The following is an 18934-nucleotide window of genomic DNA, read 5'->3' as shown; positions in this document are numbered from 1 at the left end:
GCATAGCGATTGCTACACGCATTCCGCCCACACCCATTTCGAGGTTTGTATGTCCGCCGCTTCCAAAGTGCTGAACCTGATCCAGGACGAGGAAATCGAGTTCGTCGACCTGCGCTTCGCCGACATGCTCGGCAAGCACCACCACGTCACGTTCCCCGCCCACGCCATCGACGAGAGCACGTTCGAAGACGGCAAGATGTTCGACGGCTCGTCGATCGCCGGCTGGAAGGGCATCAACGAGTCCGACATGGTCCTCATGCCGGATCCGGAGACCGCCCACCTCGACCCGTTCAGCGCTCACAAGCAGCTGATCGTGCACTGCGATGTGCTCGAGCCGAGCACCATGCAGGCTTATGGTCGCGACCCGCGCTCCATCGCCAAGCGCGGCGAAGCCTTCCTGAAGTCGACCGGCATCGCCGATACCGCCTTCTTCGGCCCGGAACCCGAGTTCTTCATCTTCGACTCGGTCCGCTGGCAGAACGACATGGGCCGCGTGTTCTACGAAATCGGCTCCGAAGAAGCGGCCTGGTCGTCGCGCTACAAGTACGACGGCACCAACAGCGGTCACCGTCCGGGTGTGAAGGGTGGCTATTTCCCGGTCAGCCCGGTCGACAGCCTGGGTGATCTGCGCGCGGACATGTGCAAGGTGCTCGAGTCGCTCGGCCAGGTGGTCGAAGTGCATCACCACGAAGTCGCCAACGCGGGCCAGTGCGAGATCGGCACGCGCTTCAACACCCTGGTGAAGAAGGCCGACGAACTGATGACGATGAAGTACGTCATCAAGAACGTCGCCCACCAGCAGGGCAAGACCGTGACCTTCATGCCGAAGCCGATCGTCGGCGACAACGGCTCGGGCATGCACGTGCACCAGTCGCTGTCGAAGAACGGCGAGAACCTCTTCGCGGGCGACCTCTACGGTGGCCTGTCGCAGACGGCGCTGTGGTACATCGGCGGTATCTTCAAGCACGCCAAGGCCATCAACGCGTTCGCCAACTCGACGACCAACAGCTACAAGCGTCTGGTCCCGGGCTTCGAAGCGCCGGTCATGCTCGCCTACTCGGCGCGTAACCGTTCGGCATCCTGCCGTATCCCGTACGTGTCGAGCCCGAAGGGTCGTCGTATCGAGATCCGTTTCCCGGATCCGATGCAGTCGGGCTACCTGACCTTCACCGTGCTGATGATGGCCGGCCTCGACGGCATCCTGAACAAGATCGACCCGGGTGCACCGGCCGACAAGGATCTCTACGATCTGCCGCCGGAAGAAGAGAAGAACATCCCGCAGGTCTGCGCCAGCCTCGACGAAGCGCTCGCCGCGCTCGACAAGGATCGCGACTTCCTCAAGGCCGGTGGCGTGTTCACCGACGACTTCATCGACGCGTACATCGCGCTGAAGATGCAGGAAGTGACCCGCTACCGCGCGAGCACCCACCCGCTCGAGTTCCAGATGTACTACGCGATCTGATCGCGAGAGCGACGTTCGGGTGAACGAAGGGGCGCCTCGGCGCCCCTTCTTTTGTTTCTCGTGGGCGAATGGGCGCGATTTTGCGAGCCGCCGCCGCCCCTTGATCGTGGCGAAACTGCCGTTAGGATGCCTGCAGTTCACTCACAGGCATCCGGCATGACAACCTCTCCGATTCGCGTGGCGGTCCTGGCCGCGTTTGCGTGGCTGGTCGGATGTGGCAGTGTCGCGACGGCCTCCGACATTCCCGTGTACGGCTACACGGTGGTGCGCACCTACCCGCACGATCCGAAGGCTTTTACGGAAGGGCTGTTCTACGACGGCGGTTTTCTCTACGAGAGCACGGGCGAATACATGGGCTCGGGCGTGCGCAAGGTCCGGCTCGATACCGGCGACGTCGTGCAGCATCTCGACACCCCGCCCGGATACTTCGGCGAAGGCATCATCGTCTCGGGCGACCACCTGTTGCAGCTGACCTGGCGCGATGGTGTCGGCTTCATCTACGACCGCAAGACCTTCGCGCCCGTTGGCAAGTTCAGCTATCCCGGCGAAGGCTGGGCGATGACGCGCGACGCGAAACATCTCTACATGAGCGACGGCACGCCCACCATCCGGGTTCTTGATCCGGTCACCCTGGCGCAGACGGGTCGCATCGACGTGACAGCCGATGGCGTGCCACTGCGCATGATCAATGAACTGGAGTGGGTGAAGGGGGAGATCCTCGCCAACGTCTGGCAGACCGAACGCATCGCCCGTATCGATCCGAAAACCGGGCACGTGACCGGCTGGATCGACCTCTCGGGGCTCGTCGACACGAGCCGCATGGATGACCCGGCCGATGACGTCCTCAACGGCATCGCCTACGACGCGGCCCACGATCGCCTGTTCGTGACCGGCAAGCGCTGGCCAGCGCTCTTCGAGATTCGACTGAAACCGAAACGTCCGCGCTGAGTGGCACCGCGGTAAACAGCGACCGCCTTCAAGTAAATACGATTCAGGCCGATCATATTCGCAAGATCTGAGGATATTCTTATATCCGTTGTATAGTCTTACGAATAACGCCCGGCTGTCCGCCGGGAGCCTCGGGAGGGGACCCGCTTGAAGACCATCATCCTCGGCGCGCTGGCGCTGATCGCTCCCGCCTACGCGCTCGCCGCCGACGTACCCGCCACCAGCTACGACTGGCGAAGCAACTGGCCGACCCATCACGTTTTCGCCGACGGCACGGATCTCGGCCTCACGCTGAAATACCAGTTCGACCTCGACCGCTTTTCGCACGACGAAGGCACCTACGAAGACGCGCAGACCAATCGCCGGAAGGAGTTCGGGTTCTTCGTACGGAAAAAAGGTGTCTACGACGCGACGGTCGTCTTCGACTTTCAGGCGAAGACCTGGCTGGATACGTTTTTTCGCGTGCAGAGCAAGGCGCTGCTCGGCGACGACTACGGCGCGCTACGCGTGGGTTTCATGAAAACGCCCGTCGGCTTCGAGGGCAACACCAGCACGGGAACGACGTCTTTTCTGGAATCCTCGCTGCCGATGCAGGCGGTGTACGCGAACCGACGCCTCGGTATCGACTGGGCTCTGACCCGCAAGCAGTACCTGATACAACTCGGTTACTACGACGGCGGCAACCTGCAGGGCGATCTCGACGGCCGCATGGTGGCAGGGCGCGCCGCATGGACGCCGCACAACTCGCCGGGCGACGTGTTGCACCTTGGCCTGTCCCTTTCGCGAGAGACACCTGACGGCACGACGGACGGACGCGGGCGCTACACCCCGCCGAGCATCCGTCTGCGCGCCTTGCCCGAGGCCGGCCTGATCACCCAGCGCCTCATCGATTCCGGCACGCTCAGCGTGGCCGACCATGTCGATCGCCGCGGTCTCGAAGGCCTGTGGATCGGGGGGCCGTGGTCGGTTCAGAGCGAATACCTCGACGCCCGCGTCAAGCTGGTCGACAAGCCCGCCTTCATCGCACACGGCTGGTACGCGTTCGGCAGCTGGGTGGTCACCGGCGAATCGCGCACCTATAACAGCGGCAACGTCGCCGATGTCGTTCCGAAGGGGCCCTGGGGCGCACTCGAATTCCTCGTTCGTTACAGCACGCTCGACCTCGACGACGGCCCGGTGCTGGGCGGTACCGAGCACGACTGGACGTTCGGTGCGAACTGGTACATCACGAAATACCTGAAACTCCAGGGCAACTACGTCAGGGCGACCAGTGACCGGCGCGACCTGCGCATCGACCCGCACATCGTCGAGGTGCGCGCTCAGATCATGTTCTGAGCGCGCTTTCCAGATCAGAGCCGTGCGTCATCCCACTCATACGACGCCGTGAGATCTTCGTAAGGCTCGCCGGGCACGAACGCGCACGCCGTCTCCCTGTCCGGGCCTTCGGGGAGTCGGCCCTCCAGGAGATACGCCATGGCGGCCTTCTCCACGCACGGTGTCGCGGACTGAGCCAGCAGGCCGTGCTGTGAGCTGCCCTTCGCGACGACGAGCCGACTGGAAGGGAATCGGGCGAGCATCGCGCGCGCACCGATCAGTGGCGTCGATGCATCATGCTCGGACTGGATCAGCAGGAAGGGAGCACGCGTTTCGAGCACGCCGAAGTCGGGGCTGCGCGCGACCCGCGCCGGCCAGGCCGCACAGGTCAGCTGGTCGAAAATCTGCGAGCCGTCAGCCTCGGTGTAAGTGAATGCATCGCGGTCCGCGCGGGCGCGAATCTTCTCCTGCATCGGCTCCCAGGATTCGTCGTTGCACATCACCGCGAGGTTGAGCCACTCGCCGTGACGGTCGACCAGCGAGTCATGCCGATGCGCGTTGCCGTGACGCCCCCGAACCTGGCCCGCCACGGTGCTCGCACCACGCTGGGTGAGCTCCAGCGCGGCCTGTCGTATCGCACCGTCTGTCGCGGCATCGAGGCTGAACCGGTTGGCAGCCGCCAGACTCTGCAGGCTTCGCCAGTTGCGCCAGCCGGATGCCTTGACCCACCTGTCCATCGTCATCGCGGCGGCGAGATGGGCGGGACTGATCAGCGCATCGTGCCATGCGGGCCTCAGCTCGTCGGCGAAGCCACGGATCGCGCCCTGGAGTTCGCCGGCATCGCTTACCTGCCCATAGCGCCATGGCTCGTGCAGGATGGGAGCCAGCACGCGTTTTTCGAAGGCATCCTGCTGCGCGTCATTCGTCAGCTCCATGGCGGTGCGGTAGCCGCGGTGAAACATCAGAGACGAGTCGAGCAGCATCCTGCCCATGCGCTCCGGGTACAGTGCCGCATACGTCGCACCCACCCGGCCCCCGTACGAGATCCCGTAAAAGTTCAGCGTGTCGTCGCCCAGCGAAGCGCGGACGGCGTCCATGTCCCTTACGTGCTGCTCCGTACTGAGGTAGGCGGTTTCGGCGTGCACCGAACACGCGTTGGCTTGCGCGCGCGCATCGGCGATGGCGCGCTTCCAGTTGGCGTCGTCGCGATGTGCCGGCAGGAAGTGACGTGTCGGTGCGACCGCGTCGCACTCGTAGGTCCAGCCGCCCCGGAGTCCGCGAGGAATCACCGCGATGAGATCGAAGCGTTCGACAAGTCGCCGTCGGTCGCCGTGCAACGGATCGGACGCTTCAACCGCGCCGAATGCCGCGGCCATCGACGCGACGAAGGCCGCCGGTTGCCCGCCGGGGCCACCCACATTGACGAATAGCGCTCCTTCCCGTTTGAACTGATCCTCGGCGGCGATCCTTACGACGCCGACTTCGATGGTGCGTCCATCCGGCCTGAGATGATCGAACGGCATCCGCGCCTTCCCGCAGTGCAGCCGCTCACCCAGTTCGGGCCAGGTGCCGCCGGTAAGTTCGGCCGGACAGCTGGCCCACGTGATGAACGGCACGCGCGCCAGCAGGGAAGGCGACGCGACGGCGCCGAGCAGCGCCAACGTCAGAGGTACCAGGGTTTTCATGATCGTCCTTGATCCGTCATCGGAATTCGTCGTGCGTTGCGGGCGTGGCCGGCGTCGACGCGGGCACCGGCGTGTGTGGCAGCGCGGACAGGGGATTCTCGTTGGTACCCTCGCAATACGACTCGCGCGACTCACTGTCGGGGAGGCTGCCGTCGAGGAGATACCGGGCCACCGTTCGCTCGATGCATTGCGATGTCGTGAAGTTGAACACGCCGTGCACCGATGAGCCGCGAGCCATCAGAAGCCGGGCATTGGGATAGCGGTCGAGGAGATTTCTCGAACCCTCCGCTGGCGTCGCCACGTCATGCTCGGACTGGAGCAGGAGAAACGGCGGCGCCTGCTCCACACGCGTGAGGTCCGGCAATCGTGCGGTGGCATGGGGCCAGCGGGAGCACACCAGTTCTTCGAGAATGTCGTCACCGTTCGAGTGCAGGTATCGCGCGGCGCCGTTTACAGCGCGTGCGCGGATCTGGTCATCGGAGAACGCCCAGCGCGAGTCGTTGCAGCCGACGGCAAGACGGACGGAGTCGCCGTCCTGTCCGGCGTCGAAGCGGGGGACGGTGGGTGCCGGCGCGAAGTAATGTGCCGCCAGTTGCATCGCGGCCCAACGGATACCGCGATCCAGCGAGGCGTCCGCGCTGAAGGTCTGGCGGCGGATACGGCCTTCGAGCTTCGACTGCGACTCAGGCTCCGCCTCGCGGATCCAGCCCGCGATCCACAACGCGGCCGCCAGCCTTGGCGTCGAGTCGAGGACGGGATACCACATTTCCCTTGTACGTCCCGGGAGGTCGTCGAACGACGAGGTGATCGCGGACGGGTCGTCCGGGAGGCCATAAAGAACGGGATCGGCGACGATGGGCGCGAGCGCCCTCTGGAACTGCTTTCGCCGCGCCGTCTGCGTCATCTCCATCGCCGCACGGAAGTCGTGGGTAAAAAGCATGGGCGAGTCGAGCAGCATGCGACCGACACGTGTCGGGTACATGGCGGCATACCAGCCCCCGACCCTACCGCCATACGAGATGCCGTAGAAATTCAGCGAGTCGTCGCCCAATGCGCGGCGGACCATGTCCATGTCGTGGACGTGTTGTTCGGTACTGATGAAGCGTGCTTCGGGTGGCGCGGCGCATGCCGACGATTGTGCGTTGGCCTCCTCGATGACTTTCCGCCAGTTGTCGTCGTCCAGGTGGCTGGGCAGGAACGCATAGCGAGGTGGTAACCCGGTGAGGCACCGGTACTCCGTGCCACCGCGAAGCCCGCGGGGAATGACGGCGATCATGTCGAAACGCTGCGCCAGACGATATTTGTCGGCGGTGTCAGGATCGTCGGGGTCTTCCTGGCTCCACCCGCGGGCGATGGCCACGAGGAGCCTTCCCGGGTGGGCTCCGGGCCCTCCGGTGTTCACGAACAGCGAACCTTGCCGCTGGTCGGCGGCGGCGGCGCGTATGCGCACGACGCCGACATCGAAAAACCGGCCGTCCGGTGCGATATGGTCAAGCGGTGCCCGCAGCGTGCCGCACTGCAATCGGTCACCCAGGGCCGTTCCGCCGGGTCCCACCAGATCGGTGGTGCAATCGGTCCAGGCGATCTGTGGGTTCGCGAAGCTGGCCAGCGGAAGCAGGGCCAGTGCGAAGGCCGTGAATCGATGTTTCATCATGGTCGTCCTTTACAGATGGAAAACGGGCCGTCATGGCCTTCAATGGGATGTCGAGCGCGGGGATGGATAGAGTCTCGGCTTCTGCCCGAACAGGCGATCGAGCCGGTCACGCCACTGCTGCACGCGAGCGGTGTCCGTGAATCGGGTCACCTGGGGTGTCGCGGATGTCGGCGCCGGCGCGCTCGCGCCATCCACCTGGCATTCGGTCAGCTGTTCGGTGGGCTTTCGCCCATCGAGCAGAAAACGGGCTCCGGTACGCTCGACGCAGGCTTCGTCGGTCAGCGTGAACACCGAGTGGCGGTCGCTGCCTCGCAGTACCAGCAACGAAGCATTGGGCAGGGCGTTGATCATCCTCAGTGCGCCGGACACCGGCGTCACCGTATCGTGCTCGGAGGCGATGATGAGGATCTGGCCCGCGCGCGCCAGTCGCTCGACGGGGGGCTTCACCGCATTCGGACCCGGCCAGAACACGCATGCGTTGACCAGGTCGCCACTGCGGGCGGCGGGGTAATCCCGCGCGTAGCGCGCAATGGTTTCGTGCCAGATACCGGCGTCGCGTGTTCCAGGTGTGTCATTGCAAGGCACGGCGACGAGCATCGCGGACATGGCCGGAAGTGGGGAAGGCGTATCGTCGGCGGCGGGGGTGTAGAGCGCCGCCAGCATGCGCGATGCTTCGGCGCGGATTCGCTGGTCGACCTCCGCGTCCGGATGAAGCACGTCCGTCGCGATTCGCGTGGCCATCGAGTCGCGGTCGAGCTCAGGCTGGACACGCAGCCACTCGGACATGGCCAGCGCCGCTTTAAGGCTTTCAGGCGAGCGGTATTCTCCCGTCCATGTCCGCTGTACGCGATAGGGCATCGTCGCGAGAACGCCGCGGACGGCGGCCTGGTCCTCGCCCAGGCCGTAGAGCGCGGACGCGGCCACCGCGGGTTTGACGACGAGCCGGTCGAAGCGCTCCTGTTCCGCCTGCGCGGTAAGCAGGAAGTTTTCCTCCATGGACGAGGTGTAATCCATGGACGAGTCCAGCAACATCCGACCCACCTTCTCGGGATAGGTAGCCCCGTACCACGCGCCGAGCCACGTGCCGTACGACGTGCCAAGGTAGTTGAACGTGCTTTCGCCCAGGGCCCGACGAACGAGGTCGAGGTCGTACACGGTCTGTTCGGTGCTGATGTACGGGTGAAGCGGGTCCGCGCGACAGGCGTCCGCGAGCCGGCGTTGCAACAGGTCCCACCGGGCGATATTGCGCGGCGTGCGGTCGAGCAGGATGGAGCGGGCGTCGGGAAACTCTCCCGCGCAGGTCAGAGGCGCACTGCCCGGCATCCCCCGGGGCACCACGGCGACCAGATCGAACGCATCGGCCATGCGCTTCTTCTCGCCGTGCACGCGGTCGTCCGGCTTCGCGTGCATCCAGATCGCGGCCAGCATCGCGGCGAACTGCCTGGGATCGCCGCCGGGACCGCCCGGATTGACGAAGAGCGTACCCTGGCGCTTCGCGGCATCCGCCGCTGCTACGCGGAGAACGCGAAGACGGATGCTGCCGTCGGCGGGACGGTGGTGATCGCGGGGAGCGCTCACCGTGCCGCAGCGTAGCCGGTCGCCGAGCAGGGTATGGATCGCCGGGTCAGCATCCTGATCCGTGCATGCCGACCACGTGATGCCCTGGGTGGCCACCGACGGTACCTGATAGACCGGCGACGGAGCGACCTGTGCGACGGCCGGGAGCGCGAACGCGGCGAGCATGCCGGCCGATGAAGCCAGCGAGCGTAATGTTGTCATGAGGACGTCCTTGGCCTGGGTGGCGGAAAAGGACGCTCACGTTAGTGAAGCGTGGTGTCGGGTCGTATCAGCCTCGTGCTTGCATGGAGTTGGCGCTTCCCGACGGATCATGTGGTCGCCGGCCGTCGTTCCGCTTACTGCATATGCCAGCCGTGCGAGACCAGGAGCGACTGCCCGGTCATCGCGTTCGACCCGAAGCCCGCAAGAAACAGTGCGGTGTCGGCGATGTCTTCGAGCGTCGTGAATTCACCATCCACCGTGTCGCGTAGCATGACATCGCGGATGACGGCGTCTTCGCCGATGCCCAGTTCCTTAGCCTGCTCGGGGATCTGCTTCTCGACCAGCGGTGTACGCACGAAGCCTGGACAGAGGACGTTGGCACGGATGCCATGGGTGGCGCCTTCCTTCGCGACGACACGCGCAAGCCCGAGCAGGCCATGTTTTGCCGCCACGTAAGGCGCCTTGAATTTCGAGGCGACGTGCGAGTGAGCCGACCCCATCAGGATGATGGATCCGCCGCGACCGGCATCGATCATCTGGCGCATGGCCGCGCGCGTGGTAAGGAACGCGCCGTCCATGTGGATGGCGAGCATCCGCTTCCAGTCGGCGAAAGCAAAGTCGACGATCGGCGCGATGATCTGCACACCCGCGTTGCTGACCAGGATATCGACCGGACCCAGTTCACGCCGCGTGCGCGCGAAGCCCTCGTCGACCTGTGCCTCATCGGTGACATCCATGGCCATGCCGATGGCGCCGTGGCCCATCGCGTCGGCCGTCTCGGCCGCCTTGTCGGCGGCGATATCGGCGACCACGACACGCGCCCCCGCGTTGGCATACGCCGTGGCGATGGCGCGACCTATACCGCTGGCGGCGCCGGTGACGAGGGCGATCTTGCCGGTGAGGTCGTGCATGGCGCGCTCCGCTTCGAGGAAGAGGGCGCCATTATGCCGATCAGGCTGGGTCGAGCATGAACGTGGCCGGTTCGCCCTGGGCGGACGAGCCCGCGATCCAGACATTGAACTCACCCGGCTCCGCTTCGAACGTCGTGCCGTCGCGATGAGTGAAAGCGAGATCGCGGCGGGTCAGCTCAAAGGAGACTTCTTCGGAGGCACCTGGAGCGAGCAGGATCTTGCGGAACGCCTTCAGTTCACGCACGGGCCGCACGCGACTGGCGACACGATCGTGGATGTAAAGCTGCACCACCTCTTCGCCGGTGACGCCACCGGTATTGGTCACCGTGGCGGAGACGACGATGGTTTCGTCCCAGCGCACGCGGGCCTTCACGCGTGGCGCGTCGTAACCGAAGGAGGTATAGCTGAGCCCGTGGCCGAAGGGGTACAGGGCTTCGAAGGTGACTTCGCGATAGCGCGCCTTGAACGCGGGCGGCTGATCCGCCAGTTCCGGGCGGCCGGTGCGCAGGTGATTGTAAAAGTACGGCTGCTGGCCCGCGTCCTGCGGGAAACTCACGGGAAGACGCCCGGCCGGGTTGTAATCGCCGAACACGACATCGGCGATCGCCGGGCCGGTCTGCGTGCCGAGGAACCACGTCACCAGAATGGCCGAGGCGCTGCGCACGGCACCGGTAAGGGCCAGCGCGCGACCGTTCTTCAGCAGGACGACGACCGGTGTGCCGGTGGCGGCGACGGCCTCGGCCAGCGCCTGCTGGGCGGGCGGCACGATGATCTGCGTGCGCGACTGCGCTTCACCGGAATAGACCTGCGGTTCGCCGATGGCGAGGAGAACGACGTCGGCACGTTTCGCCGCCGCGACGGCGGCATCGATCCCGCCGTCGATCGCATCTTCGATGCCGCTGCCGGCGACCACCTCGAGCGAGCCCGCATCGTCGAGAGCGGCACGAAGGCCGGCCTCGATGGTCACGTACCGAGTCTTGTCGCCGAACAACGTCCAGCAGCCTTCGATGTTGTCGACATCGGTACCGAACGGACCGATGAGGGCGATCTTCTGACCCGCCTTGCGCAACGGCAACACGCCGTCGTTCTTCAGCATCACGATCGAGCGACGCGACGCATCGCGCGCCAGCTCGTCGTGCCCGGCCCGCTTCGACGTATCCGCTTCGGCCACGGCATCGAGCGAGCGGTAGGGATTGTCGAACAGGCCGATCGCCTGCTTCACGGTGAGCACCCGACGGACGCCTTCATCCAGCACGTCCATCGGTACCTCGCCCTTTTCGACGAGGTCGGGCAGGTTCGCCGCGTAGAAGCCGCTCTGCATGCTCATGTCGACACCCGCGACGAAGGCGAGACGCGTGGCGTCGCGTTCGTCGGCGGCAAAGCCATGCGCGATCAGTTCCATGTCGGCGGTGTAATCGGAAACGACGAGGCCTTCGAAACCCCATTCACCGCGCAGGATGTCGGTCATCAGTTCGCGGTTGGCCGATGCGGGTACACCGTTGATGTCGTTGAACGCGCTCATGAAGGTCAGCGCACCGGCATCGACCGCCGCCTTGAAAGGCGGCAGGTGCACGTCGCGCAGCGTCTGCGGGGAGATATCGACGGCGTTGTATTCCATGCCGCCCGCGACCGCGCCGTAGGCGGCGAAGTGCTTCGGCGTGGCAAGCAGCGAATCGTCGGCCTTGAGGTCGGCGCCCTGGAAACCCCGCACACGCGCGGCGGAGAACGCCGAGCCCAGCACCACGTCTTCACCCGCACCCTCGGCCACACGTCCCCAGCGCTGGTCGCGCGCGATGTCCACGGCGGGAGCGAAGGTCCAGTGGATGCCGGCGGCAGTGGCCTCGACGGCCGTCACGCGCGCGGTGCGCTCGGCGAGGTCGGGCTCGAACGTGGACGCCTCACCCAGAGGAATCGGAAATACGGTGCGCATGCCATGAATGACATCGGCACCCAGCAGCAGCGGAATACCGAGGCGGCTTTCTTCCACGGCGATGCGCTGCGCCTCGCGGCCCTCGGCCGCGCCGACGCCGTTGAACAGCGAGCCCACGCGGCCCGCACGGATCTGTTCGCGAACCTCCGCCGCACCCAGCGCATTCGCTTCCGGGTTGATGTCGGGCGCGAACGGACGCAGGGCATCCGCAAAGCACCCGAGCTGGCCGACCTTCTCTTCGATGGTCATGCGGGCGATCAGGTCTTCGATGCGGGGATCACGGTTCATGGGTTCTGCCTTGAAAGCGAAGTGGACGCGTGAGGGCGCGTCAGGCGGGCAAGGATACTGGCATCGGCCCCGGAAGTGGGTACGTAAATGCCGTTACATGTAAACGATTACGTCGTTGCGCCACAATGTGTTGAGGCGCACGGATCGCGCCGCTCAGCCGGATGGAAACAAGCGGCTGACGGCCTTGGTCAGTGCCTGTGAGCCATACGGTTTGGCCAGCACGGCGCTGCGCTCATCGTCGGGAAGACCGGCCGTACCGGCATGACCCGTGGCAAAGATCACGGCCAGGTCCGGAAAGCGCTGGCGCAATGTCGCGGCGAGCTCGATGCCGGATATGCCCGGAAGCCCGACGTCCGTGATGACCAGGTCCGCCGCTTCCTGGTCAAGCAGGGCGGTGGCGCGCGTGCCGTCGCCGGCTTCGCGGACGTCGTGGCCGCGCAGTTGCAACATCTCCACGACCGTGGTGCGTACCAGCCAGTCGTCTTCGACGACGAGGATGCGGAGAGCCTTGGTGGCTGCCGGTGTGGGCGCCGCGACCGACGGCGCTGCCGGGTCGCCGGCATGGCGCTGCGCCTGCGCGGCGAGGATCTGGCGCAGCTTGCGACCCAGCGTTTCCCGCGTATAGGGTTTGCTCAGCAGCTCGACCCCTTCGTCGAGGCGGCCGCCGTGCACGATCGAGTTCTCCGTGTAGCCCGACGTGAACAGCACAGCCAGCCCCGGAAGACGCTCGCGTGCCTTGCGGGCCAGTTCCGGGCTTTTCAGCGGGCCGGGCATCACCACGTCGGTAAACAGCAGATCGATCGGAATACCGCTGTCGACGATCGAGAGTGCGCTCTGCGCGTCGCGCGCCTTGAGTACGCGATAGCCCAGGTTTGCGAGCAGGGCGACGACGGTATCGCGTACCGCTTCGTCATCCTCGGCGACGAGGATGGTCTCATGGCCGCCCGTCACCGGACCGGCATCGATGTCGACGATGATGTCCTCGGACTGCGTGGTTCGCGGCAGATAGAGCTTCACCGTCGTGCCCTCGCCCGGCTCGCTGTAGACCTTGATGTGGCCGCCGGACTGTTTGACGAAGCCATAGACCATGGAAAGGCCCAGACCGGTGCCGCGACCTTCCGGTTTGGTGGTGAAAAACGGTTCGAACACCTTGTCGACGATGGTCGCGTCGATGCCATGGCCCGTGTCGGTCACCGCAAGCAGCACGTACTGGCCCGCGGTGACGTCGCCGTCGTCGAGCGAACTGACGTATTGCGCGTCGAGATAGGCGTTGCCGGCTTCGATCGTGAGCCTGCCCTGGCCGTCCATCGCGTCGCGCGCGTTGATGGCGAGGTTGAGCAGGGCATTTTCCACGTTGCCCGGGTCGATCAGGGTATTCCACAGGCCGCCGGCGACGATCGTCTCCACCTCGATGGCTTCGCCCAGCGTCCGCCGGAGCAGGTCGTCCATGTTGCGGATGAAGCGGCCGATGTTGACCACCTTGGGCGCGAGCGGCTGTCGCCGGCCGAACGACAGCAGCTGCGATGCGAGTTTCGAGCCTCGCGCCACGCCCGCCAGGGCGTGCCGGACGCGTCGCTCCGCACGCTCGTTGCCACCGACATCCTCGGCCAGCAGCTGGAGATTGCCGCTGATGACCTGCAGGAGGTTGTTGAAGTCATGTGCGACGCCGCCGGTCAGGTTGCCGATCGCTTCCATCTTCTGGCTCTGGCGCAGCGCGTCCTGGGTGCGCAGCAGTTCGGCGGTGCGCTGGGCGACGCGCTCCTGCAGCGTCGCGGCGAAAGCGGCGAGCTCGGTTTCGGCCGCTTTCCGCGCGGTGATATCCATGACGATGCCGATGAAGCGGCGGCGCGCCTGACCCGGGCGCGCGATGACTTCCCCACGCCGTGCGATCCAGCGGACCTCGCCCGTGAGGGGATCGATGCGCCGGTATTCGGTGTAATCGAGCGGGTTCGCCCGATCCAGCCGTTGCGGCGCGGCCTCGTGGCGATCGTCGGGATGAAGCAGTTCGCCCAGCATCGCGTCGGTGACGATACCTTCGGCGGGAAGACCCCAGATGCGGCGGTATTCCTCTGACACTTCGAGGCGACCGGTCTCGGGAAACCACTCGAACGAACCGACGCCGCCGGCCTGCTGGGCGATGCGCAGACGCTCTTCGACCTCCACGCGCCGGGTCGTTTCCTTGATCACCACCAACACGCCACCGGCAACGCCGGAGGTATCCACCAGCGGGCTGAAGTCGAGGTGCAGCCAGGCGTCCTCCGATTCGCCGGAGCGATCGAGCACGACATGCTGATCGCGATAGGCGAGCGTGCCGCCGGCCAGCACGACGTCGAGGACGTTCCGGTTGAACTCCGCCAGTTCGGGCCATGCCTGCACGATCGGCCGGCCCAGGACCTCGGGATGTCGCACGCCGGCAATGGCGCGGTAGGCGTCGTTATAGAGAAAAACGCCCTCCGGTCCCTGGAAGATCGCCATTGGCGCGTCGGCGCGCAGCATGGCGGCGAGCGCATGCCGAAGGGTCGGCGGCCACCCGTCGATGGGTCCGAGCGCGGTCGCCGACCAGTCCAGATCGCGGATCAACCGCCCCAGTTCACGGTCGTGCGGAAGGAACCAGGACGAATCGGTCGAGGGGACAGCCATGCGGCGAACCTTGGAAGGAGATCGGGGCGACGCCGGATGGTAACGCGCCAGCGCACTCAGGTCGTGGCGCGCTGGACCACATCCATCATCGCCAGCCACATATCGCAGTCCCCGTCGCTGGCCAGATCGACGATGAACGCACCGATCGCCAGCAGTGCGAAGCCCTTGCGCATGGCGCCGATCGCGCCGGCGATGGCGGCCGTCTTGCGACCGAGCAGGCGTCCGGCACGCTCCAGAAAGCTCAGACGCTGGGCGATGCGGCGCACTTCGGAGGCCACGGCGGGTTCCATTGCGACCGCCTCGTCATGGATCAGGCCCGTAAGGACATCCATACGGCCCGTAAAATACGGACCTACCCCCGTAGTGAACATCACCCAGTCACGTGCCTGGGCCTGCGACAGGCTCATGATCTCACTCGGGTCTTCCTCGAAGTCGATGAAACCGACGCCCGAGTCGCCCACGGTAATGTTGCGCGCGAACGCCTGGCCGAGATAGCCGCCGTGCCGATGGAGCTCGCCGATCGCCCGCGCGGTCTGCCTGACCAGCACATCGGCATCGTTGGCACTGGTGAGGCGCTTCAGCCGATGCGCGAGCGTGGGGCCCATATCGCTCAGGATCAGGCTGCGCGGGCCCTCGCCCAGGATGCGGGGCACCGGTGCCCCGCAGGCGCTGAGCGTCTGCAGCCGCCGGGCCTCCACGGCCTTGGCCGCCTCACCCGCATGGCGGGGCGGCGAACGCAGCGCCTGGAGATCCAGGCGAGTGACCAGGCCGTTCCACAATGTGACGAGCGCCGGCCGCAGCCAGCCATCCGGGTCGTAGCGCTTGAGCCAGGCGACACGGCCACCAAGAGAAAAACGTTGAACCATCGAGAGAACTCCGTACCAGCGCTGTCGGGCCGCCCCCGCTGGCGACCCCGCGCATTCCGATTGCCGCGGACAGACTTCCGCGTTCCTCCCCATAAGCCAATTCTAAGCTTTGTCATAAAGGAGGGCTACCGGCCCCGGGTATGAGCAGCCATTACCAAAGGCTGAGTGAGGTCCCGTCACCGCTTGGGATCACCACGCAAATCCGGCAATACGCCCGCCATCGTTTGCATCGCACGGCTCGGTGGCACGACAACGTGAAGTTGGCGCGCTAGTCTCGGAGTCCCCCCGCACGAACGCAGGAAACGCGTCATGGAACCGCGTGCGAACTCCCCCGTGATCGCCATGCGCGGCATCGCCAAGGTGTTTCGTGCCGGAAGCATCGAACACCATGCGCTCACCGACATTCACCTCGACGTCCGCCCGGGGGAGTTCCTCGCGATCGCCGGGCCGTCGGGATGCGGCAAAACGACGCTGCTTTCGCTTATGGGCCTTCTGGACCATCCCAGCGGGGGTGAAGTGCGTTTTGAAGGCGTGGAGGCAGGGCAGCTTGGCAGGGTGGCACGGTCGAGGCTGCGCAACGAGCGGATCGGCTACGTCTTCCAGGCGTTCAATCTGATCAGCGACATGGATGTCTTCGACAATGTGGCCTTGCCACTGACCTATCGCAGCGGCATCGGGCGGCGGGAGCGTCGCGAGCGGGTCCTGCGGGCGCTCGAAGACGTCGGCATGTCCCACCGCGTGCGTCATTACCCGGCCCAGTTGTCGGGTGGCCAGCAACAGCGGGTCGCGGTGGCGCGCGCCCTTGCCGGGGATCCCGCCATTCTGCTGGCCGACGAACCCACGGGAAGCCTCGATCTTGCCAGTGGCGAACGACTCATGGCGCTGCTCGGACGCCTGCATGCCGAAGGCCGGACCATCTGCCTGGTGACTCACGAGGAGCGGTTTCGTGGAGCCGCCGACCGCATCGTCAGGCTGCTCGACGGCCGACTGGTCGATGAGACGAGCTACGCCGAGTGGCAGAGAGAGGCGGGGTCCGGACTCGACGAGCGGCAGCTTGCGGGCTCGCTCCCGTGAACCGTGGAAGTGGGGCGCGCGTCGGCTTTCTCGCGCTTGCCGCGATCACCCTGTCCCTAGGGATCGCCGCCTTCACCGCGGCGCTCACCCTGGTCGATTCGCTGCTGTGGCGGCCGCCGCCTTTCGCGGACGTCGACCGTCTTGCCGTTTACGGCGCCAGCTACCGCGGCGATCCGACGCGCGTCGCATCGCCGCGATTCGTCGGGGCGATGGACGGCCTTGCCAGTGTCGAATCGCGCGGCGCGACGCGTCTTCCCCGCGCCGTGAACCTCGTCATGGGTGAGCAGCGGTGGTTGCTCCAGGGCCAGCGTGTGGACCCGGGTTTTCTCGCAACGCTCGGGGTCGCGCCCGCCGCGGGGAGGAATCTCACCGACGGCATGGGCGCCATGGTGTCTTTCGATTTCTGGCGTCGCCACGGGGGCGGTCTCCCGTCGATCCTCGGCCGGGAGGTTATCGTCGACGGGCGCCGCATGCCGGTGATCGGCGTCCTGCCGAAGGGGTACCGGTTTTTCCAGGATGTGGACGTGGTCCTGCCAATGCGTGTCTCCGGCTCGGCAGACGACGCGGCCGACAACCTGATCGCTGTGGCGCGCCTCCGGCCGGGCGCCACGGTCGACGCCCTGTCGTCCGAGGTCGCCGGGCGCACGGCCCGGGAAGCGAGTCGTCACCCTCTCGATGCCGGCGCCGACGCCGACGTGGGGGCGACGCCGCTGGCGCTCGTTCTGGTAAGAAACGCCAGGGCTCCACTGCTCGGCCTGATGGCCTGTGCGGGAGGCGTTCTCGCGGCGGCGGGCATCGCACTGTCGAATCTCATGCTCGGGAGAGGTCTCACCCGGTCACGCGATACCGCGATACGCATGGCGCTTGGAGCGCGTGGGCTTTCACCCTGGTCGTCCACCGTGAAGGAAGCGCTCGCCATCGGTGTGCTGGCCGCAGGCCTCGGCCTTCCTGCCGGCGCACTTATCGTGCAGGCGTTTCAGGACGTCGTCCCGGAGACGTGGTTGAGCAGCGCCCTGCCGATCGAGACATCTCCCCGCGTGTATCTGACCGCCATGGCGGTGGACGTGGCTCTGGTGCTGATGGCCGCCGTTTCAGGCATGGTGCACGACAGCCTCGCCGACCTCCTGCGCGAGCGTATCGCGGTGGACGGACGTCATGGGCTGGGAAGGCTGGCGCGGGCGACCCGCATCGGCTTGATTCTGGTTCAGTCCGCCTTTGCCGGTGCGCTGCTGGTTTTTGCGACGGTGGCGGTCGCTCGCCTCGTCAGTCTCGAAAAAGTCGCACCGGGCTTCGATGCGACAGGCGGTAAGTTTGCTCCGATGCACCTCGACGTATCCTCCTATCCGACACGCGACGACGTGCTCGGCATGCTCGATGACCTCCGCCGTGGCACGGACGGAACGTCGCTGAGCGGGCCACTGGGATTCACCAACCTGCTGCCCCGGGGTGACGGTCTGGTCATGCCCTTCCTCGACGCGACGGGTCGCCGTCACTTCGTCCGCTTCGCCGTCGTGACGCCGGGCACGACGGAAGCGCTGGGCCTCACGCGCCTCGCGGGCCGTGCCATCGACGATACCGACCGGGCCGGGGCCACGCCGGTCGCCGTCGTGAACACGACGTTCGTGCAGACCATGGGCGGGACGCTCGGCGGCTTCGTCCGGTCCGATTCCCGCCTGGCGGTGACGCCACCGCTGCGCATCGTCGGCATCGTCGCGGACACACGCGTAGCGGGACCGTCGGAGCGTGCGGTCGCCACGGTGTTCGTCCCGCTCAGCCAGGTCGACCCTGCCATCTATGCGTTCATTCGCCGCCTGATGCCGATGTACGCGGTGTGGCGGGTGCCGGCCGCCGAGGAGCGACGCAGCGAAGAGGCGTTCGCGTCCCGACTGCGCGAGGTGGCGCCTTTTGTCGCGGCAGGCGCGTACCGGCGGCTTGCCGACCTCGTGGGTGAACCGACGGCGGAGGCGCGGCGCAACGCGAATCTGCTCGCCGCCGCGGCACTTGCCGCCCTGGTCCTGGCGACCGTGGGTCTGTATTCGAGTCAGTCCGTCGATCTGGCTGTACGCCACCGCGAATTCGCCCTGCGTACGGCGCTGGGCGAACCGCGACGGCGACTGGTCCATGGCGCCATCACCGGCTATTTCCTCGCCGCTGTCGCCGGCGCGGTGCTCGGGTCTATCGCGGCCGTGCTGACGCGTCCATGGCCACAGGTCGAGCGTGTCGACGCCGTGGCGGTGGCAGCCGCCGTGCTCGTATTCATCGCCGCCGCGCTCGTCGCGATCGCACGTCCCGCATGGTGGGCGGCTAACCTTCAACCACTCCCCATCCTGCGTGGCGGCTGAGTGTGGCACGCCGTTTCATGCATCTCAGGAGGATCGAGCGC

At 66.1% G+C, this 18934-nt stretch carries 12 protein-coding genes; 5 read left to right on the top strand and 7 right to left on the bottom strand.

All coding sequences use genetic code 11. The annotated features are described in order from the left end of the window. The first annotated feature begins 49 nt into the window (after positions 1-49). From glnA to FA85_RS09565, 3 genes are all read left to right on the top strand, one after another. Positions 50-1462, top strand: a complete 1413-nt coding sequence (gene glnA / locus FA85_RS09575) for a type I glutamate--ammonia ligase (RefSeq protein ID WP_036109277.1) — start codon at positions 50-52, stop codon at positions 1460-1462. A 156-nt stretch (positions 1463-1618) separates the two neighbouring features. Then, positions 1619-2410 carry a glutaminyl-peptide cyclotransferase gene (locus FA85_RS09570; protein ID WP_036109280.1) on the top strand — a complete coding sequence of 264 codons (792 nt, stop codon included), beginning with the start codon at positions 1619-1621 and terminating at the stop codon, positions 2408-2410. 147 nt (positions 2411-2557) lie between these two features. After that, positions 2558-3745, top strand: coding sequence for an OprO/OprP family phosphate-selective porin (locus tag FA85_RS09565; protein WP_036109283.1), 1188 nt, complete (start codon positions 2558-2560; stop codon positions 3743-3745). 14 nt (positions 3746-3759) lie between these two features. On the opposite strand, the gene FA85_RS09560 is transcribed toward FA85_RS09565, so the two are convergent. The 7 genes from FA85_RS09560 to FA85_RS09530 form a co-directional block, all read right to left on the bottom strand. After that, a complete protein-coding gene (locus FA85_RS09560; RefSeq protein ID WP_036109286.1) occupies positions 3760-5409 on the bottom strand; it encodes an alpha/beta hydrolase in 1650 nt (549 codons plus the stop codon). A 16-nt stretch (positions 5410-5425) separates the two neighbouring features. After that, the gene (locus FA85_RS09555; RefSeq protein WP_036109288.1) at positions 5426-7060 is read right to left on the bottom strand and encodes an alpha/beta hydrolase; all 1635 of its coding nucleotides are present in this window, start codon (positions 7058-7060) and stop codon (positions 5426-5428) included. 42 nt (positions 7061-7102) lie between these two features. Then, positions 7103-8842, bottom strand: coding sequence for an alpha/beta fold hydrolase (locus FA85_RS20880; protein ID WP_051943174.1), 1740 nt, complete (start codon positions 8840-8842; stop codon positions 7103-7105). 134 nt (positions 8843-8976) lie between these two features. Continuing rightward, positions 8977-9753 carry a 3-hydroxybutyrate dehydrogenase gene (locus FA85_RS09545; protein WP_036109290.1) on the bottom strand — a complete coding sequence of 259 codons (777 nt, stop codon included), beginning with the start codon at positions 9751-9753 and terminating at the stop codon, positions 8977-8979. 40 nt (positions 9754-9793) lie between these two features. Then, positions 9794-11971, bottom strand: coding sequence for a glycoside hydrolase family 3 N-terminal domain-containing protein (locus FA85_RS09540; RefSeq protein WP_036109293.1), 2178 nt, complete (start codon positions 11969-11971; stop codon positions 9794-9796). Between the two features lie 153 nt (positions 11972-12124). After that, a complete protein-coding gene (locus FA85_RS09535) occupies positions 12125-14611 on the bottom strand; it encodes a response regulator (RefSeq protein ID WP_051943176.1) in 2487 nt (828 codons plus the stop codon). 56 nt (positions 14612-14667) lie between these two features. Next, positions 14668-15477, bottom strand: a complete 810-nt coding sequence (locus FA85_RS09530; protein WP_036109296.1) for a BUD32 family EKC/KEOPS complex subunit — start codon at positions 15475-15477, stop codon at positions 14668-14670. Positions 15478-15786: 309 nt separating this feature from the next. Between FA85_RS09530 and FA85_RS09525 the strand changes: the two genes are divergently transcribed. Together FA85_RS09525 and FA85_RS09520 are read left to right on the top strand one after the other, a co-directional pair. Continuing rightward, entirely contained in the window at positions 15787-16551 is a 765-nt protein-coding gene (locus FA85_RS09525) for an ABC transporter ATP-binding protein (protein WP_036109298.1), read from the top strand. Next, on the top strand, positions 16548-18893 hold the full coding sequence (locus tag FA85_RS09520; protein WP_036109299.1) for an ABC transporter permease: 2346 nt from the start codon (positions 16548-16550) through the stop codon (positions 18891-18893). The genes FA85_RS09525 and FA85_RS09520 overlap by 4 nt, the downstream gene beginning before the upstream one ends. Positions 18894-18934 lie beyond the last annotated feature (41 nt).

Origin of the sequence: Luteibacter mycovicinus (assembly GCF_000745235.1) — a bacterium.
GTDB classification, from domain to species: domain Bacteria; phylum Pseudomonadota; class Gammaproteobacteria; order Xanthomonadales; family Rhodanobacteraceae; genus Luteibacter; species Luteibacter mycovicinus.
Note: the sequence above shows the minus strand (reverse complement) of the source record. Positions and strands in the feature narration are given on the sequence as shown.

Coding starts and splice junctions, on each gene's coding strand:
- FA85_RS20880 (WP_051943174.1), bottom strand. CDS start 8,842: ATGACAACATTACGCTCGCTGGCTTCATCGGCCGGCATGCTCGCCGCG.
- FA85_RS09560 (WP_036109286.1), bottom strand. CDS start 5,409: ATGAAAACCCTGGTACCTCTGACGTTGGCGCTGCTCGGCGCCGTCGCG.
- FA85_RS09525 (WP_036109298.1), top strand. CDS start 15,787: ATGGAACCGCGTGCGAACTCCCCCGTGATCGCCATGCGCGGCATCGCC.
- FA85_RS09540 (WP_036109293.1), bottom strand. CDS start 11,971: ATGAACCGTGATCCCCGCATCGAAGACCTGATCGCCCGCATGACCATC.
- FA85_RS09570 (WP_036109280.1), top strand. CDS start 1,619: ATGACAACCTCTCCGATTCGCGTGGCGGTCCTGGCCGCGTTTGCGTGG.
- FA85_RS09555 (WP_036109288.1), bottom strand. CDS start 7,060: ATGAAACATCGATTCACGGCCTTCGCACTGGCCCTGCTTCCGCTGGCC.
- FA85_RS09535 (WP_051943176.1), bottom strand. CDS start 14,611: ATGGCTGTCCCCTCGACCGATTCGTCCTGGTTCCTTCCGCACGACCGT.
- FA85_RS09545 (WP_036109290.1), bottom strand. CDS start 9,753: ATGCACGACCTCACCGGCAAGATCGCCCTCGTCACCGGCGCCGCCAGC.
- FA85_RS09530 (WP_036109296.1), bottom strand. CDS start 15,477: ATGGTTCAACGTTTTTCTCTTGGTGGCCGTGTCGCCTGGCTCAAGCGC.
- glnA (WP_036109277.1), top strand. CDS start 50: ATGTCCGCCGCTTCCAAAGTGCTGAACCTGATCCAGGACGAGGAAATC.